The sequence below is a fragment of the Qipengyuania algicola genome, from assembly GCF_042492175.1.
GTDB lineage: Bacteria > Pseudomonadota > Alphaproteobacteria > Sphingomonadales > Sphingomonadaceae > CAJXSN01.
Genome location: NZ_CP170453.1, coordinates 118,141 through 136,621, shown reverse-complemented (window position 1 = coordinate 136,621; position 18,481 = coordinate 118,141). Strand labels below are relative to the sequence as shown.

Here is an 18,481-nt window from a genome sequence, read left to right as displayed (position 1 = left end):
GAAGCTGGGCCCCGGATCAAGTCCGGGGTGACGGTGCATTCGTTACATTGTTCACAGAATTGATGGCTTTTTCCTCCACGCGATTGGGACGCACTAATCTTTTTGAGATGAAGGCCGAAACCCTGTGGTGAGTGCTAGGAATTTTCTTGTCCCTCTTTTGTTCAACCCCTTTATACGTCGCCACGCCCTCTTCGATGCAAACAGAGTGAAGAACGAGGACTCAATTTTGGATCGTTCCCAGTCGTGCTTTAATAGAAGAGATATATAGCGGATCGATTGATCGCGCGCTTCGCTGTCCAGCTTCTTGCCTCGACTGTTCTTAATCGAATCAATAATGGTAGCGGCCTCAGCCGAAAACGGATTGAGACGAGTTTGCAGGTCAATCCAATGTGTGTCCTGAATCTCGTCTTCCACCAATGACAAAGCGGTCTCGCGCAACTTCTCGCGCCACTTTTGCCGCTCGGTCGTGACGTTCTCAGCATGGAGTTTTCGCGCCGTTATGAGCGCGGAGAATACCCCCGCCGTCAAACCTGCAAGAACGGCAATGAGAATGTCGGTCGTCACCGAGTCAGCTTCTTATAAGCCAAACGCGTAGGCCGATCCGCTGCATCGCCCAGACGGCGCCGCTTGTCTTCCTCATATGCTTCGAAGTTGCCCTCGAACCATTCCACGTGGCTGTTGCCTTCGAAGGCGAGGATATGCGTCGCGAGGCGGTCCAGGAAGAAGCGGTCATGCGAGATGACCACGGCGCAGCCGGCGAAGTTTTCGATGGCGTCTTCCAGTGCGCGGAGGGTTTCGACGTCGAGATCGTTGGTCGGTTCGTCCAGCAGCAGCACATTGCCGCCTTGCTTGAGCATCTTGGCCATGTGCACGCGGTTGCGTTCACCGCCCGACAGCTTGCCGACGTTTTTCTGCTGGTCCTGACCCTTGAAGTTGAACGCGCCCACATAGGCACGCGTGGACATGTCGTGGCCGTTGACCTGCATGTAATCGAGCCCGTCGGAGATTTCCTCCCAGACGTTGTTGCTCGCCGTCAGATCGTCGCGGCTCTGGTCGACATAGCCCAGATGCACCGTGTCCCCGATTTTGATGCTGCCACTGTCGGGCTCTTCCTGACCGGTGATGATCTTGAACAGCGTGGACTTACCGGCGCCATTGGGGCCGATGATGCCGACAATGCCGCCCGGAGGCAGGGTGAAGCTGAGGTCTTCGAACAGCAGCTTGTCGCCGAACGCCTTGGAGATGCCGTGCGCTTCGATCACCTGTGAACCCAGACGCTCGGGCACCTGGATGACGATCTGCGCCTTGCCCGGCTTGCGGTCCTGCTGCGCGTCTTGCAGCTGCTCGAACTTGCGCAGGCGGGCCTTCGATTTGGTCTGGCGGCCCTTCGGGTTCTGCCGGATCCACTCCAGCTCCTCGTTCAGTGCCTTCTGGCGGCCGGTATCCTCGCGCTCTTCCTGCGCCAGACGCTTGGCCTTCTTGTCGAGATAGGTCGAGTAATTGCCCTCATACGGGTAGTAAGTTCCGCGATCGAGCTCCAGAATCCATCCCACCACATTGTCGAGGAAGTAGCGATCGTGGGTGATCATCAGGACGGCGCCGGCATATTCCTTCAGGTGGTTTTCGAGCCACGTGACGGATTCCGCATCGAGGTGGTTGGTCGGCTCGTCCAGCAGCAGGATGCCCGGCTTCTGGATCAGCAGGCGGGTCAGCGCCACGCGGCGCTTCTCGCCGCCCGACAGGTTCTCGACCGATGCGTCGGATGGCGGGCAGCGCAGGGCCTCCATCGCGATCTCGAGCTGGTTGTCGAGCGTCCATCCGTCGACCGCGTCGATCTCTTCCTGCAGCGTGCCCATTTCTTCCATCAGCGCGTCGAAATCGTCGCGGTCCGGGTCGCCCATCAGGCCGGTGATTTCGTTGAAGCGGTCCACCTTGTCGGCCACTTCGCGCGCGCCGTCCTTGACGTTTTCGAGCACGGTCTTGCTCTCGTCCAGCTGCGGTTCCTGCGGCAGGTATCCGACGGTGATGTTCTCGCCCGCCCATGCTTCGCCGGTAATGTCGGTGTCGATGCCCGCCATGATCTTGATCAGGGTGGACTTGCCCGCGCCATTGGGGCCGACAATGCCGATCTTCGCGCCCTGATAGAACTGCAGATTGATGTCCTTCAGCACCGGCTTGGGGGCACCGGGAAAAGTCTTGGTCATGTTCTTCATGACATAGGCGTATTGCGCGGCCATCGAATTGGTCCTTCGGGTAGGCGGGAATGTGACAGGAAATTGCTGCGCTGCAGATAGGGCGGAGCGGCGGCAGGAGCAAGGGCGAGATGGCAATCCGGCGATCCGTGATGCCTAGGGCCGGGACGCGTGCTGCCCTTTAGTCCCGTGACCTTTCCGCCACGGTAGCGCGATGACCGCGCGCAGCCGCGCTCGCCCCGATTGACGCGGTGCAGCATTATTGCGATTTTATGACTGTCACCAACACGCAGCGATTCCTGCATGACACCCCTTGCAAGCGCGCGGGCACGCTCCGCGACCAACGAAGGATACCCTGAAAAATGAAGACCACCCGCTTCCTCTGCGCCGCCACCGGTGCTGCGATTGCTGCTGCGTTCACCGCAACCCCCGTACTGGCGCAGGACGTGGATACCGTTGCTGCGGAAACCGCAGATGCCGAGCAGGGCGGGGTGGGCACCATCGTCGTGACCGCGCAGCGCCGCGAGGAAAACCTGCAGGACGTTCCCGTCTCTGTCAGCGCGATCAATCAGGATGCGCTCACTGCGATCAATTCCAGCGGCGCGGATATTCGCGCTCTGTCGGGCCGGGTGCCCAGTCTGCTGGTCGAATCCTCCTTCGGGCGGACCTTCCCGCGCTTCTATATTCGCGGGCTTGGCAACACGGATTTCGATCTGAATGCGGCCCAGCCGGTCAGTCTGGTGTATGACGATGTCGTGCTGGAAAACCCGATCCTCAAGGGTTTCCCGATTTTCGACATGCAACAGGTCGAAGTGCTGCGCGGCCCGCAGGGCACGCTGTTCGGGCGCAACACACCTGCGGGCATCGTGAAGTTCGATTCCGTGAAGCCGCGCGACTACGCGGACGGATATCTGACTGCGACCTATGGCCGGTTCGACGCGTTCAATCTGGAAGGCGCTGTGGGCGGCCCGCTGGGCGACAATGTCAGTGTGCGGCTCTCGGCTCTGTATCAGAGCCAGAACAACTACGTCGATAACGTGCTGCCTTCTGGCACGCAGAGCAACGCACTGGGTGCCTATGACGATTTTGCCCTGCGTGCACAGGCGGAGATCCGTCTGGCTGACAATCTGGAAGTTCTGCTGACCGGCCAGTTCCGCGATCTGGACGGCACGGCGCGTCTTTTCCGGGCCAACAATTTCACCCGCGGCGAAGAAGGGCTCAATGCCAATTTCGATCGCTTTGCCGTTTCGACCGACGGCCAGAACGAGAACGAGCTGCGCACCACCAATGCGTCCGCCCGGGTGACGTGGGACGTAGGCCCCGTCAGCCTGATTTCTGTCACCAGCCTGTGGGACGGCAATTCAACCTCGGTCGGCGATATCGATGGCGGCTTCGGGGCGAACTTCCTGCCCGCCGGTCTGTTCGGTCCGGGCAATATTCCCTTCACTGCCGAAACCCGCGACTCCGTGCCCGAGCTGGAGCAGTTCACCCAGGAATTGCGGATTGCCAGCAACACCGGCGGCCCGCTCAGCTATCAGGCCGGGTTCTTCTATTTCAACGAGAACCTGAGCATCGTCAGCGAGAACTATTCGACGCTGGGCGACCCGCTGAATGCGCCGGGCGGGGTGAACATCCTCGTCAGTCAGGAGCAGAACAGCAAGGCCTATGGCCTGTTCGGGTCGCTGACTTACGAACTGACCGATCAGCTGAGCGTGACCGGCGGCATTCGCTACAATGACGACAGCCGCGATTTCGTGGTGGTGCGCAGTCAGGATACGCAATTCCCGACCTTCTTGCAGAACCCGCTGGGCACCGTGACCCGCGAAGTGAGCGACGATACGATCACGTGGGATGCCAGCATCACCTATGCAGCGACTGACGATGTGAACCTCTATGCCCGCGTGGCGCGTGGCTATCGCGCTCCGTCGATTCAGGGTCGGATCCTGTTCCCGCCGGCCACCGCGACACCACTGGAAGACGGCGTGTCGATCGCGGATTCGGAGACGATCACGTCCTACGAGGCGGGGATCAAGTCGATCCTGCTGGGCGGCAATGCGCGCGTGAACCTGTCGGGCTTCTACTACAATCTCAACGATGCGCAGCTGACCGCTGTGGGCGGGAATGTGAATGCCAACCGGTTGGTCAATGCCGACAATGTGCGCGGCTATGGCTTTGAACTGGATGCGGAATACACGCCGGTCGACGATCTCTATTTCACCGCCGGGGTGAGCTACAACAACACCGAGATTCAGGACACTGGCCTGACCACAGCGGCATGCGGCGGAACACGGGTCGATACGTTCCCCAATGTCTCGCTGTGCACCGTGCTCGACCCGATCGTGACGCCCGCTGCGCCGTTCTCCGCCGCGATCGTCAGCATCGATGGCAACAGCCTGCCGCAGAGCCCGCGCTGGATTGCCAATGTGACGGCGCGCTACAACATCCCGGTCGGCGACGGTGATCTGTATATCTATACCGATTGGGCTTACCGTTCGAAGATCAACTTCTTCCTGTATGAATCGGTCGAATTTCAGGACAAGCGGATGCTCGAAGGCGGCTTGCGGGTCGGCTATGAAACAGGCGATTACGAATTCGCGGCGTTCGTGCGCAACATCACCAACGACACGTCGGCAGTCAGCGGGATCGATTTCAACAATCTGACCGCGATGGTGAACGAGCCGCGTGTCTGGGGCGTGACGGCTGGCGTGAAGTTCTAGGACGGCTGGGTTCGGGCCGGTGGGACTTGGGCCGGCTGGACTTGGAGACGCGCTGTCGATAGCAGCGCTCCCCATGAAAACAGTCTCTCTGCTGCTCGCCAGCGCGCTTGTCGCGTTCACACCCGCCGCTGCTCAGGAGGTTGGCTCCGTCTCGCTGGAAGACATGGCCGACGGCGCCTTGGCAGGCGACACCATTGCGTGGGATTTCGTCGAGGGGATCACGACCGAAGTCGGCCCACGACAGGCGGGGACCGAGGCGGAAAAGCGCGGGCGCGACTGGGCGGTGGCGTGGCTGCGCGCGCAGGGCTTCGCCAATGTCGCGGATGAGCCGTTTGAAATGGAAACATGGGTGCCGGGCGATCTGCACAAGGCCGAGATTATCAGCCCGTTCCCGCAGCCTCTGGTGATCCAGCCACTCGGCGGAAGCGCCTCGACCGGCCGCGATGGCATCACCGCCGAAGTGGTCGAGTTCGAGAACATCGCCGCGCTGATCGCTGCGCCCGAAGGCAGCCTCAACGGCAAGATCGCCTACATCTCGCATTCGATGACGCCGACACAGGACGGTTCGCAATACGGCTTTGCCGGGCCAGCGCGCTGGATCGGGGCAGGTGTCGCCAAGAACAAAGGCGCGATTGCGACGGTGATCAAATCGGTCGGGACGGATTATCACCGCAACCCGCATGTCGGCGGCACCACCTTCCGCAATGCTGACGGATCGAGCGATGTCGGCCGCCCGGTGCCGACACCGGCGGGCGCGCTGAGCCTGCCCGATGCGGCCAATCTGGAGCGGATGTTCGACCGTGCCGATGGCCGCCCGATCTTCATGAAACTGACGCTGACGCCGGAAGATCTGGGCACCACCACGAGCGGCAATGTGGTGGGCGAGATCGTTGGACGCGATCCCTCGCTGCCGCCAGTGCTGGTCGCCTGCCATATCGACAGCTGGTGGAACGCGCCGGGCGCGTTCGATGATGGCGCGGGCTGCGGCATCGTTGCGGCGGCTGCACTCCATGTCAGCCATACCGGTCAGCCCCTGCGCACGATCCGCGTGCTGATGGCCGGGGCAGAGGAAGTCGGTCTGTTCGGCAGCGTCGCCTATTCCAAGGCGCATATCGACGAGAAGATCGGCGTCGGTCTGGAAAGCGATTTCGGGGCGGATCGCATCTGGCGCTTTGAAAGCAATTTCCGCGACACCAATCCCGAACTCCACGCAAAGCTGGCGGCGTCGGTTGCGCGCTTCGGCGTGGCCGACAGCACCATCGTCGCGCGCGGTGGGGCGGACATCAATATCAGCCGGGATCAGGGCGGCGCGATCATTGACCTGCAACAGGATGGCACCCGCTATTTCGACCTGCACCATACGCCGGACGATACGCTGGACAAGATCGACCCCGTGCAACTGCGCCAGAATGTCGCGGTGTGGACGCAGGTGGTCGGTATTCTGGCTAACGAACCGGGATCGATTCAGAATGGACCGGATACTCCTGAGTAAGGCCCATTTGCGCGATTGCGCAGAAACCCGGTGTTAACCATTAATTCGTAGGCAATTCCCCGGAGAACCGGGGGGATTGTCGTGCAACAACAGATCATGGGGCTAATGAATCCGGCGATCTCGCTGGTTTTCGCCCTGCTGTTCCTGTTCGCCTGGCAACGCGACCGTTCCCGCAAGCATATTGTCTTCTTCTCGATCGCCTATTCCACGCTGGCGATAGGCTTTCTGATCTTTCACTTCGTGCCCGATCCCGCCGCGCGCGGACCCATCCTGACGATGCATCTGTTCTATACCGCCGGTTGCGCGCTGCTCGCCCATGGTGCGGCTCGCAGGGTAGGGCAGACGATCCAGCCAAGCTATTTTGTCGCGGTCGCCGCAATTAGTTCGCTGCTGATGATCGCGTCCACCTACGGGCTCGATCAGAACCCCCGGCTGTACATCGCCAATTCCGCTTATGGACTGATCTTCATTCTGGGGGCCCACGCGATGGGGCTGGCCGCGCGGCATGAGCCGATCGACCGGATCATTTTCTGGCTGTTCGCCGCTACAGCCGTGCAATTTTTCGTCCGACCGGCAGCGACCTTCATCCTCGAAGAATCGCTTTCGGCGAGTGAATATCGCGATTCCACCTATTACGCGGTGATGATCATGGTGGTGGCGCTGTTCTCGCTGCTGCTCGCTCTCGCTCTTCTCGCGGCGGTGATGCTCGATCAGATCAAGGTCGACCGCAAGATGGCAGAGACCGATTTGCTGACCGGCCTGCGCAGTCGCCGGTCGTTCGAACAGGAGGCGTTGGCGATGCTGGCGCGGTCCAAATCACGCAACGTGCCCGTCAGTCTGATCGTGGCCGATCTCGATTTCTTTAAACAGGTCAATGATATCTGGGGCCATCAGGTGGGCGACAATGCGATTCGCGCGTTCGGCAAGCTGATCGGGTCGACCATCAGGACCACCGATATTGCCGGGAGGATTGGCGGCGAGGAGTTCTGCATTGTGGTGTGGAATTGTACCGGCACGGCTGCCGCGCGCCTGGCAGACCGTATCCGGCTGGCTCTGACCGAGACCGAGATCGAGGGCATTTCCGATGACATCCATCTGACCGCCAGTTTCGGCGTTGCCGCGTTTTCCGGCTGCGAAGGATATGGCCGGCTATTCGGTCAGGCCGATGCGGCCATGTACACTGCGAAAGAAGCGGGCCGGAACTGCGTGCATTTCGAAGGCGGGGAAGAACTCGAAGACGATACCAAACGGGTTCGTAAGCCTTTCAAGGGCGCAGAGTCGGTAACGCTCGCGGCCTGAGCGGCATTGATCAGCGCGGGCCGAAAGTGCGGCTGAGCAGGCGCGGCATCAGGGCCAGCTGGAACACGGCGCGGATTGCCAAGAACAGCGTAAAGCTGAACCATAGCCCGGCATTGCCCCAGCCCCACGTCAGCCATAGCGATGCGGCAAAGACGACACCCGCCCCGGCCATTGTGGCTAGCAAAGCGCGTGTCCAGCTTGCGCCCACATAGATCCCGTCGAAGACAAATCCCGCCACTCCGGCAAAGGGGATGATGACCAGCCACAGCGCGCTGTCTTGCGCCGCGATGCGCACGCCTTCCGTGGCGGCAAAGCTGGCAAGAACCGGATCGGCCAGCAATGCAAAGCCCAGCGAAACCAAGCCCGCTGCGGCCAGACTGCGCAGCAGGATCGCTTTGACATAGGCGACGAATCCCCGCCGGTCCTTCGCGCCCAGCCGCTCTCCATTCAGCACCTGCGCCGCGTTCTCGAACCCGTCGAGCAGCAGGGCGGTGAAGACGAACATCTGGTAGAGGATGCCGTTCGCCGCCAGCACTTCCGGCCCGCGTTCCGCGCTCAGGCGGGTGAGGGCGCCCAGCGCGATCATCAGGATGACGGTGCGCAGGAACAGGTCACGATTAACGCCAAGAAACGGTTTGAGGCTGGCCCAACGCAGCACCGCCGTGTTTCGCAACGTGCCAAACAGGCCGGGTGCCCCGCGCCAGACGAACAAGCCAACTACCGCCAGCTTCGCATATTCGGCGATGAAGCTGGACCAGCCGATCCCGGCGATGCCCATATCCAGCGCCAGCACGAACCACAGCCCCAGCCCGACATTGACCGCGTTGTAGGCAATCTCGAACAGCAGCACCGCCTTCATCTGCCGCCGACCGACCATGTAGCCGATCAGCGCCAGGTTCAGCAGGACACCGGGCGCGGTCCAGTACCGGATGTCGGCATAAATCCGCGCCGCGCCAAGCACCTCGCCCTGAGCGCCCAGCGCCCCCAGCAAGGCTGGCAGCAGCAGCGGCTTGGCAATCAGCAGCAGCGCGGCAATGCCCAGAGCGATGGCCAGACCGCGCAGCAAGGTGGCGTGCTGCGCCGCAACACCCTCCCGCGTGCCGTCCTGCGCGACCAGACCGGTGGTGCCGGTCTTCAGGAAATTCATCACCGTAAACAGGATCGCGAAGGTCCGCGCGCCGACATCGACGGCACCTTGCGTCGCGGCATCGTTCAGCCTCCCGACGATCCACATATCGCCAATGCCGATCAGCGCTGTGGCGACGTTGGTGACCATGGCGGGCAAAGCAATTGCCCAGATCGCGCGCGTATCCAGAGTGAATTTTGCAGCGGTGGTTTTTGCGAAGTTGGTAACGGGCCTCGCTCCCTATTCTGCCCCTGTGGGCGGGGCAGGGCCGAAAATAGTGGTCGGGGAGACAGGATTCGAACCTGCGACCCTCTGTTCCCAAAACAGATGCGCTACCAGGCTGCGCCACTCCCCGACACTATTCGTCCGACACTTTCAGACCGCCATTATCTGGCCGAAACCATCCGGACCGGCACACCCGAAAGTGTCCTGGTGGGCCCGGCAGGACTCGAACCCGCGACCTAGCCGTTATGAGCGGCCAGCTCTAACCAACTGAGCTACAGGCCCTCCCGGACACGAGGCTCGTCACCTCGTGCCGCGCGCCTAGCGGGGTGTGAGCCTTGCTGCAACCAAATCCGCGCCTCTTTTCGTCGCGCAGCGCAATTTATTGTCCGCTCACTGTCCGCGGGGCAGGACCACATGCTCCATGATCTCGCTGACGCTTGTCGGTTTCACGCCGCGCTGGCCGAGATAGGCGTACACCTCGCGGAACCACTCATACAGCGTGTCGACCCCGGTTTCGCTGGTCACATAGGGTGTATGGCCGGGGGCGAGCGAGGGGCTGTGAAACGACAGGACGAGCAGGGGCAATCCATCGTCCAGTGCGATATCGATGCCGCGCAGCGCTTCTTCCGCGGTCACGCCTTCCGGCGTCAGCGCAATACGTTCCAGGATTCCGAAACGGGCCATAGCGCCGCGCAAGGCGGGCACGCGGTCAATCACGGATTGCAAGGCCGGTCCCTGACGGCGCAGCATGCCCCAGTAAACCGTGGTCAGCGGCAATTCGAGCAATTGATGCTCTGCCCCGGTCCAATAGGGCTGCAGCGGGTGCCGTGTGTAATCTGCGCCGCCGTCTCCGGAATAATCAAAGCCGGTCCGCACCGACGTATCGACCCCAATGCCATTGTCGCTGAGCAATTGTGCGGTTTGCGGCCCCAGACCATAGCGTCCTGCGCGGTACACCATCGGGGCGGAACCGAATTTCTCGGTAATGGCATCGCGCAGCCGGACGAATTTCTCCCGCTCTAGCGCCGGGGGAAGGTTGCCAGCATAGCTGTTATGGGCGCTCACTTCCTCCTCATGCGGCGGATTGACCCACGGGTGCAGCTGGATACCGATCTCGGCCTTGCCGCGTTTCACCGCATCGCCCAGTACCTCTTGCGCCATGGGCGCGTGGGTAATCGGCCAGTCCACCAGATAAACCGGGCTGATACCCAGATTTTCGCAAAACTCCTGAAAGGAGCGGAGGTGGCGCACATGATCCAGCCCGTGCTCGGTGGCGCTGAACGGCTTGTCCCAGTCGAACTCTTCCTCGGTGTCGATAGTCAACAGGGCGCGCTGGCCGAAGTCCTCGGCAAATTTCGCAATGCTGTTGGCCGATGGCGGCACGAGCATATTGGTCACAAAATTGCAGTCCGGCGCCCGAATGGAAGGATCATTTGGACCGGGCGGCGCGCCCCGTCGCTGTTGCTGGGCTAGGTTCAGCCTCGCTATCGGTCAAGCGCGGCAGGTCCATAACCAGCCGCGTGTCCACTCTTGCAAGGTCGCCGCCTGCCGCCCTTGCCTCTGCCCGTGCCAGCCGAAGCGCAAAGGCCGGGCCGAAAGCACCGGAACTTGCCGCGCCTTTGGATTTGCTGCGGGATTGGCCGTTCGAGAGAACGAAGATATCGTCCGACACCACCAGAGCGGCAGGCAGGGCAACCTCCAGCCAGCTGGTGTCGCGGTCTCCTACCAGTGTCAGCTCGATTTTCTCGCCCGGCGCCATGGAAGCGGCCAAAGCCGCCAGCATGCGCCAGGTCATGGCTTCCAGATCGGACTGCCCCAGCGTGACCTGTATCTGCTCCACCAGATTGAGTTTGAACCCGGCATTGCGCGGCTCGAGGATCGCGGCGAGGCGCTCCGACACAGCGGCGATAACGCCGGAATGGTCGGCGTCGCCGGGCTCCATTTCCAGCGCGCCGCTTTCCAGTTTGGCCAGCCTGTCCAGCTCGTCGAAGCCAGCCAGCATGCGCGCACTGTCCCCGGCGATATTGGCCGCCAGCGCGCGGTATTCATGCGGCACGGGGCCGAACAATTGCTGCTGGATCAGCTCGGCAAAACCCTGAATCGCGTTCACCGGAGTGCGCAGCTCGTGCAGCAACTGGCGCAGGCCGTCGCTCTGGGCATTGGGCGCAGCGGCCCCAGCGGCGAGGGCGGATGCCGCAGCGCTGGCCGGGCGGCGCAGGCGTCCGGCATAACCGAAGAAACGCCCGCCATCGCTCGTAAAGCGCGGCGCGGCTTCGCAGATCCACTCGCCGCTGATGACCGGTGCACCCTCGACCGTGATCGGCGCGCCATCGATGGTCTGGCGCTGCATGAAAGCGCGGCGGTAACTATCGGGCAGCAAGGATGGCACCGCCATATGCATCACCGATGGCGCGACATGCGGCTCGGCCCAGTCGATCCGGCCAACGGCATCGGTGGTGAAGGCAAAGCCGAGCAAGGGCGGGGTGCCTTGCGCGTCTTCTTCTGTGGGCAGCAGCGGCGGGGCGGCTGTGGTGCCGCTCTTCTCCCCCACGCGCTTGGCACGCTCGCGCTGGAATGCCTCGATGCGCTGGACCAGCGTGCCGATGGCTGTGGGCTGTGCCGCGTCGGCAGTTTCGACGGCAATCTCTCCCGGTTCGGCAGCGTCGTTGGCGGGCACGGGCGGGAGTGTCGGAGTATCGGTTACAGGCGCTTCTTCGTCGGTTTCTCCTAGCACTTCTGCGTTTTGGTCCGTTTCCTCGAACGTAACGATGGGCTCCGGCAATCCGCGATCGCTGATGCCCAGCCGGTCCAGCAGGCGGATGGCGCCTGGCGGCAAATCGTTGCGCAGCCGCAGGAAACCGCGTGCACGGATCGGCAGGCGCGGGATCAGCGCTTCCCAGTCGTCCTCCCGCAATTGCGCCACGCCCAGCGCAGCGGCGGCGACAGCGGGCTCGTCCTCGGCGAAATGCGCCGCGAGTTCGGGGCAGTGGAAACGCAGCGCAGGATCGCGAATCATCTCGGCGCGGCCACTGGCCGGAATTGCCTCGCCCAGAGCGCCCAGACGGAGCCAGGCAGCCGCGCGCAGGCTCTCGTCACTGCCGCGCTGGCGGCGGCCCAGCAGGTCCAGCAATTGCCGGAATTGCGTGCGCGCCGCGCGCTCGCCCGATGCGCGGTGACGCAGCACGGTGGCAAGGCGATCGTCGAACAGCATGGGGTGGCGGGCGGGTCCTTAAGCGCGGCGTCGGGGCAAGTCTGAAAGCACGCAACTTTGCGCACTTTCCTGTTCGCACCTGTTACCAGCAAATACCCCGCGCGTGGCCTGAACGGGGGACGCGTTGCAAAGCGGGACAATTGCTGGCAGGAAAAATAATCTTGTTGAATGCCGCAAGATTCCGGTTTTTCATTACACGAATCAGGGCGCGATTTTGCGCGCGAATCGTGCGGCGCTGATTGTTAGAGTGAAGGGGCGGCAATGCCTCTGGCAGCAATGCGGGGAACGGGTGATATGGCAAGCCTCGATGAAATCGATATGCGTCTGCTGGCGGAATTGCAGGACGAAGGACGAATCACCAATGTCGAGCTTGCCCAGCGCGTCGGTCTGACCGCGCCGCCCTGCCTGCGCCGGGTGCGCGCATTGGAAGAGGCCGGCGTCATTCGCGGCTATCACGCAGAGCTGGAGCCTTCGCGGCTGGGCTTTGCCCTGACAGTGTTCGCGATGGTCAGCCTGAAAAGCCAGGCGGAAGCCGATCTGCGCGAGTTTGAACAGGCCATGCGCGATCTGCCCGAAGTCCGCGAAGTGCATATGCTCAACGGCGAAATCGACTTTATCCTCAAGATCGTAAGCCAGGACCTTCAGAGCTTTCAGGAATTTCTGACCAGCAAACTGACGCCTGCACCCAATGTCGCAAGCGTGAAGACTTCTCTGACGATCCGGACCAGCAAGCTGGAGCCAGGGGTGCCCTTGGGGTGAGAGATTTACGTCTGATGGACTGGTAAGACGTCTGATCGCTAAAGGACCTTGTAGCCTGCGCTACGAAGTTCCGCCAAGAATCGGGTCCAATACGGCTTCCATGGTTCGAGATCATCAGTGTAGCACGTGCGTTCTACCCTAGCCCTTGCGAACCGTTGGCCCGGCTTCCAATCGGCGCTTATCGAAACGCTGACTTTCGGGCTTTGAAGCCCCAACGTTTTAGAACGAATGATCCCGCCTTCGGCGGAGCCGATGCCCCAAGTGCTCATTGCAAGAGGCCCAGCAAGCTTTGCAAATCGCCCTTCGAGTACCCTGATATTTCCGGTCGGCAACACGATAGTTGCGGTTTGCAAGACTTTAGCGCGTTCGGGATTGCTGCATACAAGCGACGTGCCAGCGACGCTTTGAGGGGTCAAAAGAATTAGGAAGGCTGCTGTGGCTTTCAGCGCATGCATAAAAGGATGCCTTCTCATTATTTGAATGTCTGCAAGCGGGTCAAATGCGCACCCACTACCCCTCGCGCGTTTCCAGCCATTCCTCGAGCCATTTGATCGAATAATCGCCGCTCAGCACGTCGTCCTGTTTAATCAGTTCCTGATGCAGTGGGATCGAGGTTTTGACGCCCTCGACGACCATCTCTTCCAGTGCGCGGCGCAGGCGCATGATGCATTTCTCGCGGGTGCGGCCGTAGACGATCAGCTTGGCGATCATCGAATCGTAATAGGGCGGGATGCGGTATCCGGCGTACAGGCCGCTATCCACCCGCACATGCATGCCGCCTGCCGCGTGGTAGGATGTCACTTCGCCGGGGGAGGGGGCGAAGGTGAACGGATCCTCGGCATTGATCCGGCATTCGATGGCGTGCCCGGCGAAAATCACTTCGCTTTGCGTGACCGACAGCGGTTTGCCGGCCGCGATGCGGATTTGTTCGCGCACCAGATCGATGCCGGTGATCATCTCGGTCACCGGATGCTCCACCTGCAGGCGGGTATTCATCTCGATGAAGTAGAACTCGCCGTCTTCCCACAGGAACTCAATGGTTCCGGCCCCGCGATAACCCATATCGGACATCGCTTTGGAGCAGATCTCACCCATTCGGTGGCGGTCTTCGCTGGAAAGTACCGGAGACGGTGCCTCTTCCAGCACCTTCTGGTGGCGCCGCTGGAGCGAGCAATCCCGCTCGCCCAGATGGATGGCGGTGCCTTCGCCGTCGCCGAAAACCTGAAATTCGATGTGGCGCGGATTGCCGAGATATTTCTCGATATAGACGGTCGCATCGCCGAACGCAGCTTTCGCTTCGCTTCCCGCCTGCTTCATCAGCGTCTCGAGCTGGTCTTCCGCCTCGCAGACCTTCATGCCGCGCCCGCCGCCGCCGCTGGCCGCCTTGATAATCACCGGGTAGCCGATTTCGGCTGCAATCTTGCGCGCTTCGGAAACCTCGGACACTGCCCCGTCGCTGCCCGGAACCAGCGGCAGACCGAGCTTCCCGGCGGTGCGCTTGGCCTCCACCTTGTCGCCCATCGTGCGGATATGTTCCGGCTTGGGGCCGATCCACTTGATGTCGTGCGCCTCGACGATCTCGGCAAATTTCGCATTTTCGGACAGAAAGCCGTAGCCAGGATGAATGGCGTCGCAATGCGCCACTTCGGCGGCGGAGATAATCGCGGCTACGTTGAGATAGCTCTCGGTCGCAGAGGGCGGGCCGATACATACCGCATGGTCCGCCAGTCGCACATGCATGGCGTCGGCATCGGCGGTGGAGTGCACCGCGACGGTCTCGATGCCCATTTCATGCGCTGCACGGTGGATGCGCAGGGCGATTTCGCCGCGATTGGCGATCAGGATGCGGTTGATAGCCACGCTGCGGCCTTCAGGAAATGACGACGAGCGGCTGACCGAATTCGATCGGCTGCGCATTGTCGACCAGAATTTGCTTCACGGTGCCCGACCGGTCGGCGGCAATCGGGTTCATCACCTTCATCGCCTCGACGATCAGCAGCGTGTCGCCTTCCTTCACCTTGTCGCCCACTGCCACAAACGGCGGGGCGCCGGGTTCGGAGGAGAGATAGGCGGTGCCCACCATGGGGGACGTCATCGCATCGGCGACAGAGGCATCATCGCCGCCGCTATCGCCCATAGCCGGAGCCGCTGCCGGGGGCGCCGGAGCGGGGGGCGGGGCGGGCGCTGCAACGGCGGCAGGCGCGGCCGCAGCAGACATTTGCCGCGCAACCCGCACCTTCCGGTCACCATCCTCGACTTCGATTTCGCTCAGCCCGGTTTCCCCGAGCAATTCGGCCAGTTCGCGCACCAGTTTCGTGTCGACATTCATGCCGTTCTTGCGCGCAGTGTTCGATTTGGTTTCGGCCATTGTGGTCCCGCTATTTGCCAGAACCCTTGCCTATGCGCAGCAACGGGCATTCTGGCAAGAGGCGGGACCGCCCGATGTGAACGCATTTGCCACCGCGATCACAACTGGGCCGCGTGCTCCAGCGCCTGAATATAGGACTGCGGGCCAAGGCCCTGAACCGTATGGGCCGCCGCCATACCGACATAGGAGATATGCCGGAATTCCTCGCGCGTGTGCGGATCCGACAGGTGGACCTCGATTACGGGAACGCCAATCGCCTTAATGGCATCGAGCAGGGCGATGGAAGTATGGGTGTAGGCCGCCGCATTGAGTAACACCGCCCGCGCGCCCGCCGCATCCGCCTCATGCAGCCAATCGACCAGCGTGCCTTCGTGATTGGTCTGGCGGAAATCCGCGGTGAGACCCAGAGCCTGCGTCTTATCGCGGCACTGCGCCTCTATTTCGGCCAGAGTCGTTCGCCCGTAAATGTCCGGCTCCCGCTGACCAAGCAGATTGAGATTGGGGCCGTTGAGGATGAAGACTGTGGTGCTCATCCCCTCCGTCTAGCGCGCGAGCGGCGGGCGGCAAGCGGGTTTACCGGTCCACGCCCTTGGCTTTGCCCCATTGGCGCGCGGCGGTGTAGCCGAGATAGCCGGTGCCGAAGAGCGCATAGAGCGGTTCCGGCAGGCCGCCGAGATAGGCATTCATGCCGGTGGCAATGTCGCGGGCCGATTGGGGGCTGATCGCAGCCAACACGCCCAACGGCAGCGCGGCCAGAATGATGACATACATCACGTAGAGAAAGCTGGGCCGGGCGCGGCTGGTCCACGGATCGGCCGACTGCGCCTCTGCGACAATCGCGGACAGGCGGGCCTCGATCGCTTTCAGTTCGTGCGTGCCTTCCAGCTTGAGCAATTCCAGCTTGGCCGCAGCCCGCGCATTCTTGTCTGGAATGATCTTGTCGATGATGGAGGCGATGGGGCCGATAAGCGATTCGACGAGGGGCATTGGGTCTCTCCCGGAAAATGGAAGCGACTCAGATAACCATATCGGTTTGTGTAGGACAGCGAAAAGTGTGCTTTCGGCGAGCTCGCTTCTAGCCGGGTCTCACTGGATGGTGCCTTCGTAAGTCACCGCCACCGTCTCCCCGCCCGGAAGCTCCGGTACGGCGATGGTGATCGTTCCCGAATTGAACGACACTCCGGTAAAATCGGTGTCGTCTGTCCCGACAGCATCGTCGTCCTCCTCGACGGTGGCCGCCGCGCAGGTTGCGCCCGATTTTATCGTGCCGGGATTGTAGGTCAGATTGGCCGGAAGCGTATCATTCGCCGTCACGCTTCGCGCAGACGCTGTGCCTGTGTTCGTGATGAGGATGCAGTAGCGCAGAACCGCGTCGGGAATGGCAAACGCATCGCTCGTCTCGCCCGAAACAGGGTCGCTGACCGGCGTGCTGGACTTGGAAACGGTAAGATCGGTGTTGGCGTTGCAAACCTGAATATTGCCGGACATCTGGATGGCCTGCCCGTCGGGGTCGGCGGGTGCCATGCCGTGGTTGCCATAATCGATGACAATCGTGTCCACCGCGCTGGTGAACGTCGCCACCACATTGCCGTTTGTTTGCGTGTCGCTCGATGATTGATCCCCGAATGCGGTATTGCCAATCACATAGTTCGACAGTCCGTTGGTCAGGATCGGGATGACATCCGCGCCGTTCAGCTTGCCGGTGACAGTGACCTTGTCGGCGAAGTCATTGGCGGCGAAATCGACGTCGAAGATGGTGAACTGAGCTCCGTCAACGACTTCTCCCAGCGATATTGTGGTGGTTGCAACCTCAAACCGGTTGTTGAAATCGACCGCCAGCGACAGCGATGTCGTGCTCTGCACAGCGGTCGTTAGCCGGGGATGTTCACCGCCATATGCAGCGATGTCGAGATACGGTGCAGGGCTGCTGAGATCCCAGTCGAACGCGCCAAAGCCCGCAAGATTGTAATCGTTGCTAGTGGTGCCCGGCGTCCAGGTGCGGCCGGCCCAGTCGAAGGCGATCGAGCCATCCGGACAGGTAAGGGCGGGTGGTACTCCGGCGGTGCGGGTTCCCTGTACGGTAAAGCTGGCCGATCCGTCATCGTCCTCGACCGATGATCCGTTGCCCGGTGTGGAATCGATGTCGTCTTCGCTGGAGGTCCAGACTTCTGCGTTATTCACGACGGTCGAGCCGGCGCCTGCCGCCACGTTTACTCTGATGACCAGTGTTTGCGAAGTATTCGGGGCAAGTGCCGTCACGGTCCAGTCACCGGTAGCGGGGTCGTAGGCGCCGCCGCTGTCATCGCCGACGTAAGTGACGCCAGCAGGGAGCACATCGCGGATGGTCGCGTTAGCTGTCGCGGTCGAGTTGGACGCATTGCTTACGGTCAGCGTGTAACGGATTTCCTGGCCGAATATCGGGGAAGCGACGTCGACCGACTTTGTTAGGGACAGATCGGCGAAGGGGGCGGTCTGCGGTGTCAGATAGAGTGTGGCTTGCAGGAACGTGCCGTCATCCTCATCACCAAAGCTATCGCACATCAGCAGCGTCCACGTGCCAGCGCTCGACTTGCCGTTGAACGCCGAAAGGGCGTTGTCCGGGATGAAATTGTGCTGGTATCCGCCGTTCACAGCGGTCGAAAGGTGGTTGGTGGTGTTACCGTCCGTGTTGACCAGCTGGGTCCCGCCATCGTTCAGGCGGAAGTTGAAATTGTCCCCCGAAACCGCGCCGTTGCCGTCGAGGATCAGCACAGTTGTCCCGTCCGGATGGCGCAATGCCGCGCGAACGTCGCCGCGATAGGTGTGCGAACCGCGCATCCCGATATCGACATCACCCAACAGAAAATCGCTGGCCACCGAGAAGGTCCGCGTCATTGCGGCATTGCAGGGCGTGGTGCTGTCGAGCGCGCCGGTGGTCGTATTGTTGAACGTCTGGGTCTGGGCGCTGGCAGGTGCCGCAACCAGCACGGATGCGAGCGCGACAAGAGCGAAAACTCCCACACGCACCGCGAGGAACGTGATGAATTCAAAGCCGGAATGGACAGCGCGTTGCATGCGGGCAGGACTAATCCGCGCAAGGTTAAGAGGCAGTA

The 18,481-nt window shown here is 61.7% G+C and carries 14 protein-coding genes and 2 tRNA genes; 4 read left to right on the top strand and 12 right to left on the bottom strand.

Going from position 1 to position 18,481, the window contains the following annotated elements:
- Positions 1–93: 93 nt before the first annotated feature.
- Complete coding sequence (locus ACFCW2_RS00670) at positions 94–564, bottom strand: hypothetical protein (protein WP_379547401.1); 471 nt, start codon at positions 562–564, stop codon at positions 94–96.
- Positions 561–2,237, bottom strand: coding sequence for an energy-dependent translational throttle protein EttA (ettA, locus tag ACFCW2_RS00665; RefSeq protein WP_379547399.1), 1,677 nt, complete (start codon positions 2,235–2,237; stop codon positions 561–563). The genes ACFCW2_RS00670 and ettA overlap by 4 nt, the downstream gene beginning before the upstream one ends.
- Before the next feature lie 317 nt (positions 2,238–2,554).
- On the opposite strand from ettA, the gene ACFCW2_RS00660 reads away from it, so the two are divergent.
- From ACFCW2_RS00660 to ACFCW2_RS00650, 3 genes are all read left to right on the top strand, one after another.
- Positions 2,555–4,909: a TonB-dependent receptor gene (locus ACFCW2_RS00660; protein WP_379547397.1), complete on the top strand. Its 2,355-nt coding sequence runs from the start codon at positions 2,555–2,557 to the stop codon at positions 4,907–4,909.
- A 73-nt stretch (positions 4,910–4,982) separates the two neighbouring features.
- Positions 4,983–6,401, top strand: coding sequence for a M28 family peptidase (locus ACFCW2_RS00655; RefSeq protein WP_379547395.1), 1,419 nt, complete (start codon positions 4,983–4,985; stop codon positions 6,399–6,401).
- A gap of 81 nt (positions 6,402–6,482) precedes the next feature.
- Complete coding sequence (locus tag ACFCW2_RS00650) at positions 6,483–7,700, top strand: GGDEF domain-containing protein (protein WP_379547393.1); 1,218 nt, start codon at positions 6,483–6,485, stop codon at positions 7,698–7,700.
- 10 nt (positions 7,701–7,710) lie between these two features.
- Here ACFCW2_RS00650 and ACFCW2_RS00645 read toward each other — a convergent pair whose 3' ends face one another.
- From ACFCW2_RS00645 to ACFCW2_RS00625, 5 genes are all read right to left on the bottom strand, one after another.
- Positions 7,711–8,976 carry an MATE family efflux transporter gene (locus ACFCW2_RS00645; protein ID WP_379548900.1) on the bottom strand — a complete coding sequence of 422 codons (1,266 nt, stop codon included), beginning with the start codon at positions 8,974–8,976 and terminating at the stop codon, positions 7,711–7,713.
- A 128-nt stretch (positions 8,977–9,104) separates the two neighbouring features.
- Positions 9,105–9,181 (bottom strand) — tRNA-Pro (locus ACFCW2_RS00640).
- Positions 9,182–9,256: 75 nt separating this feature from the next.
- Positions 9,257–9,333: transfer RNA gene (locus tag ACFCW2_RS00635), tRNA-Ile, on the bottom strand.
- A 108-nt stretch (positions 9,334–9,441) separates the two neighbouring features.
- The gene (locus tag ACFCW2_RS00630) at positions 9,442–10,440 is read right to left on the bottom strand and encodes a polysaccharide deacetylase family protein (RefSeq protein WP_379548899.1); all 999 of its coding nucleotides are present in this window, start codon (positions 10,438–10,440) and stop codon (positions 9,442–9,444) included.
- A 40-nt stretch (positions 10,441–10,480) separates the two neighbouring features.
- Positions 10,481–12,262: a histidine kinase dimerization/phospho-acceptor domain-containing protein gene (locus ACFCW2_RS00625; RefSeq protein ID WP_379547391.1), complete on the bottom strand. Its 1,782-nt coding sequence runs from the start codon at positions 12,260–12,262 to the stop codon at positions 10,481–10,483.
- 294 nt (positions 12,263–12,556) lie between these two features.
- Here ACFCW2_RS00625 and ACFCW2_RS00620 point away from each other — a divergent pair, with 294 nt between their 5' ends.
- Entirely contained in the window at positions 12,557–13,021 is a 465-nt protein-coding gene (locus tag ACFCW2_RS00620; RefSeq protein ID WP_379547389.1) for an Lrp/AsnC family transcriptional regulator, read from the top strand.
- 510 nt (positions 13,022–13,531) lie between these two features.
- Here ACFCW2_RS00620 and accC read toward each other — a convergent pair.
- From accC to ACFCW2_RS00595, 5 genes are all read right to left on the bottom strand, one after another.
- Positions 13,532–14,881, bottom strand: coding sequence for an acetyl-CoA carboxylase biotin carboxylase subunit (accC, locus tag ACFCW2_RS00615; protein ID WP_379547388.1), 1,350 nt, complete (start codon positions 14,879–14,881; stop codon positions 13,532–13,534).
- A gap of 10 nt (positions 14,882–14,891) precedes the next feature.
- Positions 14,892–15,389, bottom strand: a complete 498-nt coding sequence (gene accB / locus ACFCW2_RS00610) for an acetyl-CoA carboxylase biotin carboxyl carrier protein (RefSeq protein WP_379547387.1) — start codon at positions 15,387–15,389, stop codon at positions 14,892–14,894.
- 98 nt (positions 15,390–15,487) lie between these two features.
- Entirely contained in the window at positions 15,488–15,922 is a 435-nt protein-coding gene (locus ACFCW2_RS00605) for a type II 3-dehydroquinate dehydratase (protein ID WP_379547386.1), read from the bottom strand.
- 40 nt (positions 15,923–15,962) lie between these two features.
- Complete coding sequence (locus tag ACFCW2_RS00600; protein ID WP_379547385.1) at positions 15,963–16,376, bottom strand: holin family protein; 414 nt, start codon at positions 16,374–16,376, stop codon at positions 15,963–15,965.
- Between the two features lie 99 nt (positions 16,377–16,475).
- The gene (locus tag ACFCW2_RS00595) at positions 16,476–18,443 is read right to left on the bottom strand and encodes a proprotein convertase P-domain-containing protein (protein ID WP_379547384.1); all 1,968 of its coding nucleotides are present in this window, start codon (positions 18,441–18,443) and stop codon (positions 16,476–16,478) included.
- Positions 18,444–18,481: the final 38 nt, after the last annotated feature.